The sequence below is a fragment of the Streptomyces sp. NPDC051051 genome (genome assembly GCF_040682975.1).
In the GTDB taxonomy this organism is placed as follows: Bacteria; Actinomycetota; Actinomycetes; order Streptomycetales; family Streptomycetaceae; genus Streptomyces.
Window position 1 is genome coordinate 1 of record NZ_JBFBCB010000062.1, and the last position, 15,263, is coordinate 15,263.

Annotated in this window: 16 protein-coding genes and 1 pseudogene; 11 read left to right on the forward strand and 6 right to left on the reverse strand. The window is 68.4% G+C overall.

The genetic code is table 11. The features are described from left to right. Positions 1 to 194 precede the first annotated feature (194 nt). Both AB0N31_RS31845 and AB0N31_RS31850 read right to left on the reverse strand, forming a co-directional pair. Positions 195 to 404: pseudogene (locus AB0N31_RS31845) on the reverse strand (hypothetical protein); the annotation flags it as partial. A gap of 228 nt (positions 405 to 632) precedes the next feature. After that, the gene (locus tag AB0N31_RS31850; protein ID WP_366061954.1) at positions 633 to 1,586 is read right to left on the reverse strand and encodes a DJ-1/PfpI family protein; all 954 of its coding nucleotides are present in this window, start codon (positions 1,584 to 1,586) and stop codon (positions 633 to 635) included. 70 nt (positions 1,587 to 1,656) lie between these two features. Between AB0N31_RS31850 and AB0N31_RS31855 the strand changes: the two genes are divergently transcribed. After that, a complete protein-coding gene (locus tag AB0N31_RS31855) occupies positions 1,657 to 2,307 on the forward strand; it encodes a DJ-1/PfpI family protein (RefSeq protein WP_366061955.1) in 651 nt (216 codons plus the stop codon). 39 nt (positions 2,308 to 2,346) lie between these two features. Here the strand turns inward: AB0N31_RS31855 and AB0N31_RS31860 are convergent, their stop codons facing one another. Beyond that, positions 2,347 to 3,099, reverse strand: a complete 753-nt coding sequence (locus AB0N31_RS31860; RefSeq protein ID WP_366061956.1) for a hypothetical protein — start codon at positions 3,097 to 3,099, stop codon at positions 2,347 to 2,349. A 77-nt stretch (positions 3,100 to 3,176) separates the two neighbouring features. Here AB0N31_RS31860 and AB0N31_RS31865 point away from each other — a divergent pair, with 77 nt between their 5' ends. Both AB0N31_RS31865 and AB0N31_RS31870 read left to right on the forward strand, forming a co-directional pair. After that, on the forward strand, positions 3,177 to 3,749 hold the full coding sequence (locus AB0N31_RS31865) for a helix-turn-helix domain-containing protein (protein ID WP_366061957.1): 573 nt from the start codon (positions 3,177 to 3,179) through the stop codon (positions 3,747 to 3,749). 93 nt (positions 3,750 to 3,842) lie between these two features. Next, a complete protein-coding gene (locus AB0N31_RS31870; RefSeq protein WP_366061958.1) occupies positions 3,843 to 4,601 on the forward strand; it encodes a transposase in 759 nt (252 codons plus the stop codon). 254 nt (positions 4,602 to 4,855) lie between these two features. Here AB0N31_RS31870 and AB0N31_RS31875 read toward each other — a convergent pair whose 3' ends face one another. Further along, positions 4,856 to 5,689, reverse strand: a complete 834-nt coding sequence (locus AB0N31_RS31875; protein WP_366061959.1) for a PIG-L family deacetylase — start codon at positions 5,687 to 5,689, stop codon at positions 4,856 to 4,858. A gap of 898 nt (positions 5,690 to 6,587) precedes the next feature. Here AB0N31_RS31875 and AB0N31_RS31880 point away from each other — a divergent pair. The 4 genes from AB0N31_RS31880 to AB0N31_RS31895 all read left to right on the forward strand — a co-directional run bounded on the left by AB0N31_RS31880 (position 6,588) and on the right by AB0N31_RS31895 (position 10,674). Further along, positions 6,588 to 7,325, forward strand: a complete 738-nt coding sequence (locus AB0N31_RS31880) for an alpha/beta hydrolase (protein ID WP_366061960.1) — start codon at positions 6,588 to 6,590, stop codon at positions 7,323 to 7,325. 630 nt (positions 7,326 to 7,955) lie between these two features. Next, positions 7,956 to 8,720 (forward strand): MBL fold metallo-hydrolase, encoded by a 765-nt coding sequence (locus AB0N31_RS31885; protein WP_366061961.1) that lies wholly within the window; start codon positions 7,956 to 7,958, stop codon positions 8,718 to 8,720. 331 nt (positions 8,721 to 9,051) lie between these two features. Continuing rightward, positions 9,052 to 10,401: an RICIN domain-containing protein gene (locus AB0N31_RS31890; protein ID WP_366061962.1), complete on the forward strand. Its 1,350-nt coding sequence runs from the start codon at positions 9,052 to 9,054 to the stop codon at positions 10,399 to 10,401. A gap of 126 nt (positions 10,402 to 10,527) precedes the next feature. Further along, positions 10,528 to 10,674 carry a hypothetical protein gene (locus AB0N31_RS31895; protein WP_366061963.1) on the forward strand — a complete coding sequence of 49 codons (147 nt, stop codon included), beginning with the start codon at positions 10,528 to 10,530 and terminating at the stop codon, positions 10,672 to 10,674. Positions 10,675 to 11,088: 414 nt separating this feature from the next. On the opposite strand, the gene map is transcribed toward AB0N31_RS31895, so the two are convergent. Beyond that, on the reverse strand, positions 11,089 to 11,871 hold the full coding sequence (gene map, locus AB0N31_RS31900; RefSeq protein WP_366061964.1) for a type I methionyl aminopeptidase: 783 nt from the start codon (positions 11,869 to 11,871) through the stop codon (positions 11,089 to 11,091). 65 nt (positions 11,872 to 11,936) lie between these two features. Here map and AB0N31_RS31905 point away from each other — a divergent pair, with 65 nt between their 5' ends. The 4 genes from AB0N31_RS31905 (at position 11,937) to AB0N31_RS31920 (ending at position 14,783) form a co-directional block, all read left to right on the forward strand. Next, positions 11,937 to 12,227: a transcriptional regulator gene (locus AB0N31_RS31905; RefSeq protein ID WP_366061965.1), complete on the forward strand. Its 291-nt coding sequence runs from the start codon at positions 11,937 to 11,939 to the stop codon at positions 12,225 to 12,227. 404 nt (positions 12,228 to 12,631) lie between these two features. Beyond that, positions 12,632 to 13,576, forward strand: a complete 945-nt coding sequence (locus AB0N31_RS31910) for a DUF1648 domain-containing protein (RefSeq protein WP_366061967.1) — start codon at positions 12,632 to 12,634, stop codon at positions 13,574 to 13,576. Positions 13,577 to 13,578: 2 nt separating this feature from the next. Further along, a complete protein-coding gene (locus AB0N31_RS31915) occupies positions 13,579 to 13,971 on the forward strand; it encodes a GntR family transcriptional regulator (RefSeq protein ID WP_366061969.1) in 393 nt (130 codons plus the stop codon). Positions 13,972 to 14,270: 299 nt separating this feature from the next. Beyond that, the gene (locus AB0N31_RS31920; protein ID WP_366061970.1) at positions 14,271 to 14,783 is read left to right on the forward strand and encodes a nuclear transport factor 2 family protein; all 513 of its coding nucleotides are present in this window, start codon (positions 14,271 to 14,273) and stop codon (positions 14,781 to 14,783) included. Positions 14,784 to 14,842: 59 nt separating this feature from the next. On the opposite strand, the gene AB0N31_RS31925 is transcribed toward AB0N31_RS31920, so the two are convergent. Then, entirely contained in the window at positions 14,843 to 15,145 is a 303-nt protein-coding gene (locus AB0N31_RS31925) for a YciI family protein (protein WP_366061971.1), read from the reverse strand. Positions 15,146 to 15,263: the final 118 nt, after the last annotated feature.

The window sequence follows — 15,263 nt, forward strand, 5'->3', positions numbered from 1 at the left end:
AACTCGAACAACTCATCGCCCGCGCCGTGGCCAACTGGGCCTTCCGCACCCACCGCCGCAAACCCCTCATCATCCCCGTCATCATCGACGCCTGACCGGTAGCAACCTTCCTTTCTGCTGCCCTGACCTGGCGGCAGCAGGGACGGTTTCACGCCTGCGTCCACATCTGCGCAGGGCGGCGTTCCGGGCATCGGCTTCGGGTGCAGCGGCCGAATCTCGGACACCGAGTCGATCAAGGTCGTCCTGCCCACCCCGAACGGGCCCGCGACCAGGATCTTCACGAGGTCGCGTACGGAACAAGAACCTCAGTGCCGGCTGCAGGCGCCAGAAGCCCCTGCAGCCGGCGTTCAGGCCGAGGCCGGGATCTTCAAGAGGTGGTGGTGAACGGTGCCGGTGATCACCATGCCGGCAGAGCAGGGCAGTCATCGGCCTCGCTTCGCGAGCGAGGACACGAAGTCGTGGGCGGGCGCCGCCGACGGAGTCCGTCCGGATGAGCGTCTGCCGGCCTCGCTGGTATTTCTTTGTATTTGCGGCCGGATCCACCAGCGGACCCGTCCCCGACCTGCACCGGCGGTGCGTCCAATTCCGTCGGCGCCGCATCGGTAAGGGCTTGCGGCGTTCGGCGGTGTCGGTCAGCGTCGGAACTGGCGTCGGTAGGTCGAGGGGCTGACGCCCATCGTTTCCCGGAAGTGGTGGCGGAAACCCGCGACGGTCAGGCCCACCCGGCTGGCCACTTTGTCGATCGGCTGGTCCGCGGTCTCCAGCAGTGCGGCGCCGATGCGGATCCGCTGGTGTGTGAGCCAGCGTCCTGGGGGCAGACCGACCGCGTCGACGAAGCGGCGTTCGAACTGCCGCACCGACAAGTGTGCGATGCCGGCCAGTTCGTCGACGGTGAAACGCCGGTGCAGGTTGTCCAGCGCATACCGCATGGCGTTGCTTATCGGATCGTCGGACGGCACCTTGCCCACCGGACGCTCCGCGAACTGGGCCTGGCCGCCTTCGCGGTGCGAGGCCACGACCATGCGGCGGGCCACGCGCGCGGCGACCTCGGCGCCATGGTCGTGGCGAACGAGGTGCAGGCAGACGTCGATACCGGCGGCCGTGCCGGCGCCGGTGATGACGGACCCGTTGTCGACGTAGAGCACTGACGCGTCGACGGTCACCTCCGGATGGCGCTCCTGGAGCAGACGGGCGTACCGCCAGTGCGTGGTCGCCTCCTTGCCGTCCAGCAGGCCGGCGGCGGCCAGGGCGAACGCACCGCTGCAGATGGACACCACTCGCGCTCCTCGCGCGTACGCGTCCCGCAGCGCGTCCAGGACTCTCGGAGAGACGGGGCGACGCACGTCCACACCCCCCGGGACGATGACGGTGTCGGCATACCGGAGTCGGTCCAAGCCGTGGTGCACCACGATGTCGAAGCCGCCCACGACCCGGTGCGGCCCGGGTGTCTCGGCGCACAACTCGAACCGGTACCACCAGTCCACGTCCAGCTCCGGCCGGGGAACCGCGAACACCTCGGCGGCCGTGGCGAGTTCGAACGGAGCCATCCCGTCGAAGGCGAGGCAGGCGATCCGGTGACGGTGCATGACGGAATTCTAGCGGTGGGTGCCGTTTCCGACACTGTCGGGCAGCGCCCCGAAGCCCGAGTCTTGTCATATGAACCCTGACACCATTGCTCCGCTGACCTTCGGGATGCTCATCTTCGACGGGGTCGAGGTACTCGACATGGGAGGCCCCTTCGAGGTCTTCAGCACCGCAGGCCGGCTGGCCCGCACCGCCGACGACGAGCCTCTGCTGCGCGTGCTGACGGTCGCGGCAACCGATCAGCCGGTCCGCTGCCGCGGAGGACTGAAGGTCGTGGCGGACCATACCCTCGATGAGGATCCGCCCTTCGACGTGCTGGTGATCCCCGGCGGCGTCACTACGGCGGCCGAGGCGGACGCGGACGTCATCGACTGGTTGGCCCGGCGCCGGCGGACCTCCACGCTGGCTTTCAGCATCTGCACCGGGGCCTTCCTGCTGGCCGCCACCGGGGCCCTGGACGGCCGCCCGGCCACGACCCATTGGGAAGATCAGGAGGAACTGGCCCGACGCCGGCCCGATGTCCGGGTACGCACCGACGTCCGATGGGTCGACGACGGCGACATCGTCACCTCCGCCGGGATCAGCGCGGGCATCGATGCCAGCCTGCACCTCGTGGGCCGGCTCTTCGACGAACGACTCGCCCGCCGTACCGCCCTCCAGATGGAGTACGCGTGGGCGGCTGAGCGCATCGCCGAGGCCGGCGGACACGACGTGCGGTATTGAGGCAGGTGAAGGTGCCCTTTGGGTCACGGGCATTGACAGTCACCCAACCGAATCGGCCTGTATGTAGGGCCGGATGACCACCGTGACATCCATCGCGAAGGTGTTCGCCCCCGCCGCGGACGGCAGGCCCAGGACCCGGTCGAGCACGCGGCTCAAAGGACCGCAGCCCTCGGTGCGCGGGGCGGCGAACTCCGCGTCCTGGGCGCCGAAGGCGACGACCAGGGGCTCCTTGGATATCACCCGGGTGGAATCGGTGTCCTTGAGCACCAGGTGGACCGCGTCCTCATCACTGCCCACCGAGCAGCCCGACGACGGCGGGGCCGACAGCCCACGCGCCGAGCCGATGGCGAACTTGATGTCGAACTCGCCGCGCCGGGTGTCGTCGGAGAGGAAGTCCGAGTAGCCGCCGTACTGCGGAATCAGGGTCAGCGGAGTGCTTCCCACCCGGATCGGCGCAGCGGTCATCCCCCCGAAGACCTGGCGGAATTCACCGTCCACACGGCCTTCCGCGAAGGTGATCTTCATAGGTCCGGTGAGCGGCTCGTCGACGGCGCCCATGCGTAAATGCCCCGTGGCGTGCATGACCTCGCAACGCCAGGTCCCGGGGTCCGCACCCGCGGGCAGATCATCGAAGGTCGGGCAGACGGAGAAGTCGAACTCGGGCAGATCCGCGGCCCGTTCAGCTCCGCGCGCGGGTGCGGCGCCCAGGGCGAGTCCGGCAAGCAGTACCCCCGCAGCAACACGTGTGAAGCGGCGGACTGTGCGATTCGAGGTCACTCGGTTCGGCGTCATGCTCTACAGCATTGCAGATTTTTCTCTGCAGAGAAAGCTCTGCAGAGAAATTGCTGTGCTCTGGCTAGACTGCCGCCATGACGAATGAGCGGAGAGCGGAAGCCGCTGGGCGGCGCACGGTCGACAGCCCCGAGGTGCTCAAGGCCCTCTCGCACCCCCTGCGCCTGCGCATCCTGCGCCACCTCGGCACGGTGGGCCCGGCCACCTCGACCACACTGGCCGCCGCCCTCGGCGAGAACACCGGGACGCTCAGTTACCACCTGCGCATGCTGGAGCGCAGCGGACTCATCGAAGACATCCCCGAACGCTCCACCGGGCGTGAGCGCTGGTGGCGCGGGGTGCGCGGCCTCGACATCCGCAGACCGCCCCAGGATGAGCTGACGGAGGCTGAGCGCGCCATGTCGGCCGAGCTGGACCGGATGAGGATGGAGGAGGACGTCGAGCTCGCCCGGCGGTTCACCGCCGGACAGGCGAAGTCCGAAGGCTGGATGCGGGGTTCACGCAGCCTCGTCCACCTCACGAAGGGTGAGCTGGACGCCTTCCACGACGACTACCTGGCTCTGCTCGCGCGTTATGCCCGCGACCCCGAGGACGCCCCCGACGAGGCACGCCCCGTACTCCTCCGCTGGTTCGGCCTGCCTGCTGACTGACCGGCAGCAGACCAGCGAACCGGCTGATCGACCGACCGGCCATACGGGTGAGTTGAGAAAACGGACCACAACCTCGCCGACCGGCTGACCACGATGGTCGGCCGGATCGACCTCGACGTCCTGCGATCAGGCCGAACCCGCTCGCAGACGTCCTACGACGACGTTCTGCCCGAACTCGTCGTGACGCTCGACGACAGTCCTCCTCCCGAGGACGACGTGGTGATCTCCGACTCGACCGGGCTCGCGCCCTTCGTCGTCCTCGAGTCGCTCCGGCCTGGCGAGCGGCCGGCGTTCGTGCTGCACGACCTGGTCGCGGTGCCGTTCGACGAGATCCACCAGACCAGGGAACGCTGCCAAGCGGCCCGCATCCCCGACGAGCGGGCCTTCGCCACCGAAGGCAACCTCACCCGAGGCATGATCCTTCGAGCCCTGGCCTCCCCGCCCCCCATCGCTTGGGTCATCGCGGGTTCCGCCTACGGACAGGACTCGCACCTCCGGCGCCTCCTCGAAGACCACGGCCTCTCCTACCCGGTTGTCGTGCCCAAGTGGCAGCAGGTCCATGCTCCGCGCATCGACCATGCCTCGCCCGGACCCCGCCCGGGGCACGGCAACGTCTGTCGGCGGGGCCGGGAACCAAGGGCGAACGGTTCTACGACTGGGCCGCCGCCCACCTGCCCGCAGTGGGGGAACTCGACGGCGCTGAGCCGACCCGGCAACGGTGGATACTGGCCCGCCGCAGCATCAGCAGGCCCGACGAGATCGCCCACTACCTCGCCTGCGCCCCGCTGGAGGCCACTGTTGCCGACCTGCCGACGACGGCGACGGCGACGGGCCGGGTGTCGGCGTCGATGACGACCTGGTGGTTGGTGGAGTACCGGTAATTCTTCGACTGCTCGGCGACGGTGTCGTCATCGGCCGGTACCGTGCGAGGCAGGATCAGGGGGGTGAACTGGTGCGCCCGGTGTTGCTGACGGACTCCGCCCGGGGAACCGGAAGCACCGTCCCTCCCTCGGAGTACTGGTGTTTCCATTCCTTCTCCGCGACAAGACCGAGGACCGCAGACCAACCCTCCACCGAGGCATTCCCGGGCCGGTCGGACAGGCGCATCAGCGCAGTCCGGCGAAGAGATCGTTCTCGGGAACGGCCGCGCCGGTGGTGTCCTGGACACGTACGAAGGTCTCCGTGCCCATCAACTCGCCGAACCTCTCCTTGCCCATCTTGAGGAAGAAGATGTTCTCGCCCTGGCTGGCGTGCGCGGCCAGCGCGTCGAACTTCTGACCGCTGAACGCGGTGGTGTCCACCCACGTGGTGATCTCGTCGTCGGGGAGACCGATCTCGGCCATCGCGGCGGCCTCGGCAGGATCCGGCTCCGGCATGTCCTCATGAAACTCGCGCATGATCTCGCCGAACCGCTGCATCATCGAGCGGGGCATCGTGGTCCAGTACACCTTCGGTGTCAGCCCGGTCATCTCCAGCGCCGCCATCGTGATGCGGTGGGCCTGGATGTGGTCGGGGTGGCCGTAGAAGCCGTTCTCGTCGTAGGTGACGACCACATCAGGTCGGTAGTGCCGCATGAGTTCCGCGAGTCGGGCCGCGCCTTCCTGCACGGGGGTCTGCCAGAAGGATCCAGGGGTGTCGTTGCTCGGCCAGCCCATCATCCCGGAGTCGGCATAGTCCAGCGTCTCCAGATCGCTGATCTTCAGGACGTCACAGCTCGCCTCGAGTTCTCGACGGCGCATCAAGGCGACCCCCGCCGAGTCGTGCCCGGGATCGCCCGGCTTGACACCCCCCGGCCCGTCACCGCAACCGCCGTCGGTACAGGTCACGAGAACCGTGCGGATGCCTTCCGCCGCGTACCGCGCGAGGACCCCCCCGGTTCCGGTGGCCTCGTCGTCGGGGTGGGCGTGTACTGCCATGAGGGTCAAGGGTCGGTCAGTCATGAAACAGTCCTCCTGCAGAAGTACGTCTTGGTCCGAGTGTGCGGCGAACGTACCGCGCTCCTGGGGTCCGGATCCTGGTGGGGCTGATGATCTTGCGGTCTCCGTGTTCCCCGCGCGTGCGGCGCCGGTCCCTCGGTTGATGCAACCGTCCCGGCGGGACCGGCTGTTCCCGGCGCGGCCGCTTGGCCTTCCAGACGACCGCCAGCAGGAACATGGCCCAGGACACCATCTCCGGCACGGACTTCCGCAGCCCGCCGCCGTCACCGTCAGCCCACTCGACATCGGCCAGTCCCAGATCCATCGCCGCTTCCGGCTTCGCGTACCTACCGAAAACGACCGTGCCAGGTACAGCGGGAACCGGACCAGGGAAAGGAGATCAAACCGCGCGTACGGGGGAAACGCCGCGGCTCGGCACGCGAGGCAGCGAGACTCCGACAGCGCGAATGAGAAGCAGTGAGATTCCGACACGGAATGTGAGGTCCTACAGCGGGTGTGGTCAGGTCTGCGCCATGTCCACAAAGCGGGAGTGGTGACTCCGGAAGGCAACGGTGCCCGTGGCGGTGAGACCGTCGTCCTCTCCTTGAGACCCGTGATCGCTCTGCTCAGGGAGCCGGAGAAGGTGCGGTCAACACACCTTCTCTGCAGGTGCCAAGCGAGCGGCTGTGGATCCGTCGGATCTTGTCGGCTGTGCGTGAGCTCCTTCGCAATGGGCCTCGGAGCCTCCGTAAAAAACCGTTGGCAGACCACGGCGACCACTGCTACTTTTTCGGAGGCCGTGCGAGAGAACCAGGAGGTGGTATCCGTGAACGTATCGACATGGGTGCTCTCCTCCGGGGTCACGGTCGGGCGATAGGTCGTCCGGGAGCGCTGTACATGAGCACTCCCGAAAGGCACGACCGTGCAATTCATTTCTGAACGGCATCTCGACGACGGCGTCCTCGAGCGCGAATTCACCCTCGGCGGGATCCCCGGCATCCTGTGGGCGCCCGCGTCCGCATCCGCACCGGCGCCGCTGATCCTGATCGGCCACCCTCCCCTCGGACTGCGCAAGATGTATCCCCGGTTGGCGGGGCGGGCCCGGTACTACGCGGCGGAGTACGGCTTCGCTGCGGCCACCATCGAGCTGCCCGGGAGCGGTGAACGGCCCCGTTGGGCCGCCGCCGAGCAGGCCCGCGCCGAACTGCGCCGGGCGATGGAGGCCGGCGGGCCGGTCGGCGACGAGATCGTCGACGCTCTCATCCTCCCACTGGCCGAAAAAGCGGTCCCGGAATGGCAGGCCGCCTTGGACGCCCTCCTTTCGCTGCCCGAGATCGGCGGCCCGGTCGGGTACGAGGGGGGAGTGATCTCCATCGGCATCCGGCTGGCGGTGGTCGAGCCGCGCATCGTGGCCGCCGGTTTCTTCGCCGGGAGTCTCGTGCCCGCCGCCATGTTCGAAGAGGCCCGCCGGGTCACCATTCCGCTGCATGTCCTGCTGCAATGGGACGACGAAGGGAACGACCGGCAGGCGGCCCTGGACCTGTTCGACGCCTTCGGCTCCAAGGAGAAGACCCTGCACGCCAATCTCGGCGGGCACACCGGCGTCCCGCAGTTCGAGCTCGACGCCGGGGCCCGGTTCTTCGCCCGGCACCTGAAGTGAGGCCGGGCCGTCAGGGCGGCAGCAGACGGTAGCTGATGTCGGCCGGTGTGCCGCCATCGAGGCCAGGCCTCGGTCCTCCTCGATGGCGGCCGGCAGATGCACGACCGCCCCGATCGCGGCGGCACCGGTCATCAGCGTTACCGGCCGGTCTGGTTGGGGCGGCGTTCGGCGGCCCCGACCAAGACGACTTCAACTGGCCCCGGTGGGCCGGTCGTTCGGGGGTGTTGAGGGGTAGGGCGAGGTGAAGTGGCCCCATCCCGGATCTTGCGGTGGAGCGGTGGATGTGGTCCACCGAGGTGGGTGCGGTGGATGTCCTTGTCCATGCCTGGCTCGCCGGTCGGCTGGAGCGCCGTCTCGTAGCGCCGGGTCGGGAGTCCGGCGAGCATCGTCTCCACGGTCCGCTCCTTGAGCAGATCATCGGATGCGAACAGCTCCCGGGTGCGGAGTTTCGCCTCCTCGCTCCGGGTCGTGCTTGCCCTTCGGGCCGCAGAGGCGGATCAGCGAATGACCTGAACGCCGGCGACAACGTCTTTCACCTCAACCACGACATCGCGCCCAGCGGGCGCTGAAAGCGATGAATTTGGCTGCGGATCGCAGTCTCAGCACTGTGACCAACCGATTGGAGTGGAGATGGGCAAGCTGAATCAGGTGGCCGACGGTGTTTGGGTCCGGCAGAGCGCGTGGGTCTGGACCAATTCCATCGCGGTGTGCGGGGAGGATGGGTTGATCCTGATCGATCCCGGCATCGATGGCTCCGAGTTGAGCCGGCTCGCCGATGACGTGGACCGGCTCGGCATTCCGGTGGTCGCCGGGTTCTCCACCCATCCTCACTGGGACCATCTGCTTTGGCATTCCCGGTTCGGCGACGTGCCGCGCTACGCCACCCCTGCCGCCACCCACGTTGCCAGTCGAGCCCGAGAGCGGGCGCAGGCTATGGCGGCGGAGAGCGCGTCCGGCATCCCTCTCGACCTGATCGCGCTGATCACCCCGCTGCCCGGGGACGGCGGACCGGTGCCGGGCGAGATCATCGGGCATCAAGCGCACGCTGTCGGCCACGCCGCGGTCCTCCTCGCGGACCGTGGCGTCCTGCTCGCCGGCGACATGCTCTCCGACGTCCTGATCCCGCTCTTCGACTCTCGCCAAGATGATCAGGTGGGAGCCTACGAGGCCGCGCTCGACCGGCTGGGTGAGGCCGCCGGGCACGTTGATGTCGTGGTCCCCGGCCACGGCGCCATTGCCGAAGGTCCCGAGACTGCGGCCCGCCTCGCCGCCGATCGTGCCTACATCGACGCGCTCCGGCGAGGAGAGGAACCGGTCGACGCGCGTCTGGGGCCGCATGCGGACTGGCTCTCCGGCCCCCACCGGTCGAACCTGGAGCAGGCCCGAGGGCGGTAGGGCCCGGGGATACCTGGCGGGTCCGCCGGATCGACACCCTGACCAAGCCGGTCGGCTCGACGATGGTCCCGCCGGGAAACCTCCGGCAATGACGGCGGCGACATGACCCCATGCACCATCAACTAAGCTTTTCCCAGCCGTGATTCATCTTCACACAGGCCGGTCAAGCCCGCCCCGCCTGGGAAGCGCCGTCCCGGTCGGCGTGTCACTCGATCGCCGGCGTCAAGAAGGGCGTGTTCCCCCTCTTCACAGGTGCCGTCGACGCCCGGCGCCACCCGGCGATCCACGCGCGCTTTCCGGCCAAGCCTGAGAAGAAAGGTATGGAGAGTACATGTCTGACCAGCAGCAGGCGTCCAGCGAGCCCACTGCCCCCGAGCGGGCAACTGCGACGCCCGACGCCGAGGCCGTCAAGGTACTCCTCAGCGGAGCCGGGAAGTCCTCGACTGCCTCAGTGCCGGAAGGCGCCAGTGCGGGAAGGACTGCAGCGACCGAAGCGGGGACGGGGGCCGGCACTGACGAAGGAGCCCTGCCCACCGGTTTCACGGGCGGGCCGAACGCCGGTGCTGCGGCCATGGGGCGGACGGGTGCTGCAGGTGACACCGAGGAGGCATCCACCGGAGAAAACCCTCAGGGCACCAACAGCGCCGAGGCGACGGCCGCTGAGACCGCGAGCGGCGACGTGAATGCCGACGGGGACGAGAAGGTCGCTGCGGCCGGCGCCGAGGGCGTAGGCGCCAACAAGGTGAATGGCGCGCAGGGCCTGTCCGCGGCAGCGGCCAAGGGGCAGCGCAAGACCGTCGCGACCGCCGTGGATGACGGTGGCGCGACCAGCTCCGGCCAGAGCGGGGCCGGCCGCCCCCGTAAGCCCGTGCTCGCCGGTGCCGCCGTAGTAGGAGCGCTCCTGATCGCTGTGCCGCTGCTGATCACGGCGAACGACAAGGACGAGGAGAAGAAGGCGGCCGACACCGCGGGCTCCGACACCGTCCTGGACACGGCCAAAGACCCGGCCGGCATCTTCGCCACCCAGTCCCCCTCCCCCACGCAGACCGAGAAGGACAAGAAGGACGCGAAGAAGAAGGCGTCCGCAACGCCGACTGCGGACAAGCCCGCGGCGCCCGCCACAACCGCCGCAACCGCCGCGGAGCCCAGCCCTTCGCCGAGCCGGAGTACAAAGGCCGTCGTGAAGAAGGCGCCGAGCAATCTGCCGAACGTCCTGACCAGAGTGCTGATCAAGAACAACACCAATCACACCTGCGTCGATGTCCCTGGCTTCACCAGCGGCCAACCGGACGGGCCGGTGACGCATGCCACCTGTAACAGCAACACGGACGACAACCAGCTGTGGAACGTCGAGAAGCGTTACGACAAGGCCGGCCCTGGCGGGGTACCGCTCTTCCAGATACGCAACGTCATGGACAGCATGTGTTTGGACCTGCCCGGCTACCAAGGCGTCGGAGGGGCTACCAAGGTCACGGAGTTTCCCTGCGACGGCACCACGAACGACAACCAGCTGTGGTGGCTGGACAAGCAGTCCGACGGAACGTTCTGGATACGCAACGCCGCCAGCAACAACCAGTGCCTGGACTCCTACGGAACCGACGACAAGACGCGCGACCTGATCATCTGGCCCTGCGCCCCGGAAGGCCAGAACAACCACGAGTGGATCTTCACGCGGTCCTGACCGAGCCCGTCGCGCCGGGCATGCCGGCGGCGGGGCGCCGGGCCGGGTACCGGTCGGCCTCGGTCTCGTGGTGCAGCGGGACGAAGCACAGGTGACGGGCACGCCGCCGGCAAGCCGGACGAGTCCATGGGAGCGCCGACGACGCTGATCGGTCGAGTTGGACGCAACCCGGGCGGCGCCTCGCGGGCCGGTCGACAACTGCACGGCCACCAGCACCGCGTCGTCGCCCGGGTGGCGGCGGTGCGCCCCGGCAACCAGGTCGGCCGGCTTTGAGGTGTGACGTGCAGCCGCCGACGCCGCGGCGATGTCGAGGTCTCCCAAGCAGCGGCACACCGCCGACCGGCTGCACAAGGCCGGCCCCCGCCCCGGCACCGGCACCGGGACGGCGGTCGGGGGTCTTGCCGACCACCGTAGAGGGCGGCGGGGTACTGAGCCCCGTACGGGCCTCCGCCTGCAGTTGCCGAGGCGCGCTGCGGACGGGCGGTTCCAGCTCGATCGTCGAGCACTGCTTCAACTGCCTCAAGAGCTTCCGTGAATCGCCACCGGACAAGAAAAGACCGTCACTTCCTGTCAAGCAGCGGTCAGTCTCCCGTCGTTCCCGCTCTGGGCAAGATCCGTTTGAAGACGGATCGTAGACCACTCACATGCCCGCGGGGCGCTTGGAGAGGAACAACAGGGGCTCCGACCTCACGGATGCGCTTGCTTGGGCAAAGTGAGGATTTCGGCTCCGTCGTCGGTGATGGCGATCGTGTGCTCGCTGTGTGCTGTCCGACAGCCTGTCGCACTTCGGAGCGTCCACCCGTCGGCATCGGTGACGAGTTGAGCGGTGTCCGCCATGACCCACGGCTCCAGCGCCAGCAGCAGTCCAGGGCGCAGTTTGTACCCACGGCCAGGCCGTCCGGTGTTCGAAACGTGCGGGTCTTGGTGCATCGTCGATCCGATGCCGTGGCCTCCGAACTCGGTGTTGATCGGGTACCCCGCCTCGCTGAGCACTGTGCCGATGGCATGGGAGATGTCGCCGATGCGAGCCCCGGGCCCGGCAGCGGCGATCCCTGCGGTCAGCGCGCGTTCGGTTGCGCTGATCATCGCGACGCTCTCCGGGTGTTTTGCGTCGCCCACGATGAAGCTGATGGCGGCGTCCGCTGCGACTCCGCCCTGGGAGACGGCGAGGTCGAGTGTCAGCAGATCGCCGTCGGCGAGTGTGTAGTCGTACGGCCGTCCGTGGAGCACGGCGTCGTTGACGGCCGTGCAGATGTAGTGGCCGAACGGGCCGCGTCCGAAGGACGGCTCGTAGTCGACGTAACAGGACGTAGCGCCCGCCTCTACGATCATGGCCTTGGCCCACCGGTCGATGTCCAGCAGGTTCGTGCCGATCACGGTGCGGCTCTTCAGCGTGTGCAGGATGTCGGCGACGAGGGCGCCTGTGTCTCTTGCTCGGGCCAGCAGGGTGGGGTTCAAGATCTCGATCATGGGGCGCTTCCCTCTTCAACCAATAACTATACCGTCATTACTATACCGGTAATGGAATCGGGGTCATGGTCGGGCTGCCGCTCGTTCCAGCAGAGGCCGAACGCGGCCGGCGCCTCGGCGCCCTCCTCCGTCGGGCAAGGGGAGAACGCCCGATGCTCGACACCACCCTTGCCACACGTGTCTCACCGAAGATCCTCCGAAAGATCGAGACGGACCGCGCGGCCACCCCCGCCTTCCCGACCATCGCGACGATCGCCGATGTCCTCGACCTCTCCCTCGATGCGGTGCGGGCCGAGATGAGCCAGCCCGAACGTGGCGTTAGGCCGAGCAACTCTGACCACAACGCACATGAGTAGTCGGCCTCGTAAGTCTCGATCCCTCAGCTTCGGCGGCGGCGGCGACAAGAGGGAAGGCCCAGGACGGCTCGCGCTGCCCGCTCTCCGGCGCCGAGGACGCCTTCGATGCGTCCGGCGTGGCCGGTCGCCGTCTCGCCCGCACAGCACAGCACAGCACCAGCGTGATCCGCGTGCCGGGTGGTCCCACAGGCTCTGCAGGTACTCCAGGCGCGGCATGGGCAGGCGCTGCGCCTCATGGACGGCCGGTACCCGGGCCTCCCCCGGCCCCCCGCGACCGCGGCGTCGGCCGGCGCCGACGCGTGTGGGAAGCGGCCCGGTCGAGGTCAGCGCCTGTGTCTGAACTCTCTGCCGCCGTAGAGTGCCATTGTTCTATTTGGATAAGAACAATGATGCGAGGGAGCCAGATGACCGCCATCCGCAGATGCACCCTGACGGCCGTTCCGTTCGGCATCGCTACCGCCGCCTACGCCGGTATCTTCCTGGCAAGCTACGACCGGCTGCCCGGGCGGATCGCCACCCATTTCTCGGGGGACGGCGGGGCTGACGGCTTCACGAGCCGGACCGCCGCACTGTGGTTCGGCGGTGGGCTGCTCCTTGGTCTCGGGCTGCTGTTCACGGTCCTGACCTTGGCCGCCAAGGAGGGCTGGGGGTCGAGGCTGACCGCCGCAGTCGGTGCCGGCACTGCCGTCACCCTCGGCTATCCGCTGGCCCTCACCGTCCTTGTCAACACGGACGTCCAGGACCCGGCTGATGTGCAACTGCCGATGTGGCATGTGGCCGTGCTGCTGCTCGCGGGCGTGGCCACCGGCGCGCTGGCCTGGTGGTTGACGGGCACCGGGCCGCGCCCGGCGCCCGCACCACCGACTCCCTCGCTGCCGCTGGCCGAGGGCGAGGCTGCGGCCTGGAGCCGCACCATCGCCTCCCGCGCGCTGCTGTTACCGGCCGGCGTCGTCACGCTCTGCGGGCTGTTCGTCGTGGCGTTCGGTCCGTGGCAGGCAGGACTGCTGCCACTCGTCCTCGGTATGGCCTGCGCACCGTTCACCGGTGCCCGGGTCACCGTCGACCGGCGCGGACTCAAAGTTGCCTCTACGGTCTTGCCCAGGCCCCGGCTGGTCCTGCCGCTCGGCAGCATCGTCAGCGCCAGCAGCATCCAGGTCAACGCCATGGGGGACTTCGGCGGCTGGGGCTACCGGATACGCCCGAACCGGCGGGGCGTGGTGTTGCGTTCGGGAGAGGCGCTCTCGGTCCGCACGGTGGGGGAACGCGAATACGTGGTCACCGTCGACGACTCGACTACCGCGGCCGCGCTGATCAACGGCTTGGTCAATCGTCACGTGGAGCGTGAGTAGGGATGCTGTTTCGGGTGCTTTCCGGCTCTCCCGTGCCGTTGGGCGAACAGATCGCCGCCTGTGTACGGGGGGCGATCGTCAACGGCACGGCGGCCCCCGGTGAGCGACTGCCGCCTGCCCGCGAGGTCGCCGAGTCGCTGGGCGTCAACGTGCACACGGTTCTGCGCGGTTACCAGCGACTGCGTGACGAGGGCTTGATCGAGCTGCGCCGTGGCCGGGGCGCGGTGATCACCGCGGCGCCCGGCGTCGCGGACCAGGCGCGGCTCACCGAGGCCGTGCACGGCCTCATCGCCCAGGCCCGCGAGCTCGGTCTCACGGACCAGGAGCTCCTGGCCATGGTCAACAACTGCCTGACCGGCGAACTCGTCACCGCGCCACCCGCCCCCGGAGACTGAACGTCTCCGGCTCGAGTACGACTTGTCGGCTTCATACCAGCGGACCACCTGGGTGCCACCGTCGTGCGGCTGCGCGACGAGGACCGCATCGACGGCACCGTGCTGCGTCAAGTGCAGCGGCGCCTCGACATCGAGGAGGTACGTCCGTCCCGGCGGCGGGCGGCCGAATGACCTGCCCGCCGCGCCACGCCACCTCGGCCGTGAAACGGCAACCCGACCCGCGAGGCAACGGGCACCTTGCCGGGGTCCGGAGCACGCCAAGGGCCGCCTGCCGCCGCTCACCTGCCGGGTCGGTCAGAATGGTCAGCCTGCTGGTGGAGCACCGGCTGGACGAGACGCGGGGCCAGCTCCGCGTCAGCATCACGGTCAACGCCTACGGCTACGCGCACTTCCCCCTCGTGGCGGGCATCATCCTGACCACGCTCGGCGTCGAAGGAGTCGTCGGGTACGCCGGCAGCAGTAGTGGGAGATCACCTCGACCGGATACCGGTGCCCCCCGTACGATGACTGACCTCACGGCGGCAAGGTCGATCTTCTCGGCCGACTTCGTGAGCCATCCGTTGGGCACCGTTGGCGTCGACAGCGTCGTGAAGGCGTGGAGCGGGCTCCACACCACGTTCCCGGACGTTCAGGTCATCGTCGAGGACATGTTGGTGGATGCGGACAAAGCCGCAGTCCGTACGAGCCTGCACGGCATCCCGGCGGGAGTTGAAGAACAGGCCCTCCCCTCGATGATGGAGATCTTCCGAGTGCGGGACGGTCGCATCGCCGAACTGTGGGGCCTGTCTTCACTCAGCCGTCCTGGACGCTGAGCTCAGCGTCCAGCCGTACCGGGAACGGTGAGCGGGACAGGCGACGGGACCGGTGAACGTCAACAGTCCGTTCTCAGCACGGGACTCAAGTCGGGGTGCACTCGCCCGGGGGTGACGGTCGTGATGGCGTATTCCGCGACGTTGTTGAGGACGAAGGGGTCCTGCGCCGCGATCTGCTCAATGGTCGTGCGGTCCACGCCGCGGGCGATGATCACGCCGCCGATCGAAGTGGGGACGGTCTGGCCGGAGACCAGGAAGGTGCCGTCCTGGTGGTGCCGTTCCAGAAAGGTGACGTGGTCACGGACGAACGGTTCCGCCTCCTGTTCCGAGGCTGTGTAGTGCAGTGACAGCAGATGCAGCATGATCCTCTCCAACTGAGCAGTGGTCGGAGAAGATCATGCCACCACGTCGCATCCGGGGACTCGCCCGGACAGGACGAAGGCCCGGCAGCTGGCTGACGCAGCGGCGGGGCGGTGGGAT

Bases quoted from the DNA above. Each gene is read 5' to 3' on its own strand.
- AB0N31_RS31850 (WP_366061954.1), bottom strand. From the start codon at position 1,586: ATGCACCGTCACCGGATCGCCTGCCTCGCCTTCGACGGGATGGCTCCG.
- AB0N31_RS31855 (WP_366061955.1), top strand. From the start codon at position 1,657: ATGAACCCTGACACCATTGCTCCGCTGACCTTCGGGATGCTCATCTTC.
- AB0N31_RS31860 (WP_366061956.1), bottom strand. From the start codon at position 3,099: ATGACGCCGAACCGAGTGACCTCGAATCGCACAGTCCGCCGCTTCACA.
- AB0N31_RS31865 (WP_366061957.1), top strand. From the start codon at position 3,177: ATGACGAATGAGCGGAGAGCGGAAGCCGCTGGGCGGCGCACGGTCGAC.
- AB0N31_RS31870 (WP_366061958.1), top strand. From the start codon at position 3,843: ATGGTCGGCCGGATCGACCTCGACGTCCTGCGATCAGGCCGAACCCGC.
- AB0N31_RS31875 (WP_366061959.1), bottom strand. From the start codon at position 5,689: ATGACTGACCGACCCTTGACCCTCATGGCAGTACACGCCCACCCCGAC.
- AB0N31_RS31885 (WP_366061961.1), top strand. From the start codon at position 7,956: ATGGGCAAGCTGAATCAGGTGGCCGACGGTGTTTGGGTCCGGCAGAGC.
- AB0N31_RS31890 (WP_366061962.1), top strand. From the start codon at position 9,052: ATGTCTGACCAGCAGCAGGCGTCCAGCGAGCCCACTGCCCCCGAGCGG.
- AB0N31_RS31895 (WP_366061963.1), top strand. From the start codon at position 10,528: ATGGGAGCGCCGACGACGCTGATCGGTCGAGTTGGACGCAACCCGGGC.
- map (WP_366061964.1), bottom strand. From the start codon at position 11,871: ATGATCGAGATCTTGAACCCCACCCTGCTGGCCCGAGCAAGAGACACA.
- AB0N31_RS31905 (WP_366061965.1), top strand. From the start codon at position 11,937: ATGGTCGGGCTGCCGCTCGTTCCAGCAGAGGCCGAACGCGGCCGGCGC.
- AB0N31_RS31910 (WP_366061967.1), top strand. From the start codon at position 12,632: ATGACCGCCATCCGCAGATGCACCCTGACGGCCGTTCCGTTCGGCATC.
- AB0N31_RS31915 (WP_366061969.1), top strand. From the start codon at position 13,579: ATGCTGTTTCGGGTGCTTTCCGGCTCTCCCGTGCCGTTGGGCGAACAG.
- AB0N31_RS31920 (WP_366061970.1), top strand. From the start codon at position 14,271: ATGGTCAGCCTGCTGGTGGAGCACCGGCTGGACGAGACGCGGGGCCAG.
- AB0N31_RS31925 (WP_366061971.1), bottom strand. From the start codon at position 15,145: ATGCTGCATCTGCTGTCACTGCACTACACAGCCTCGGAACAGGAGGCG.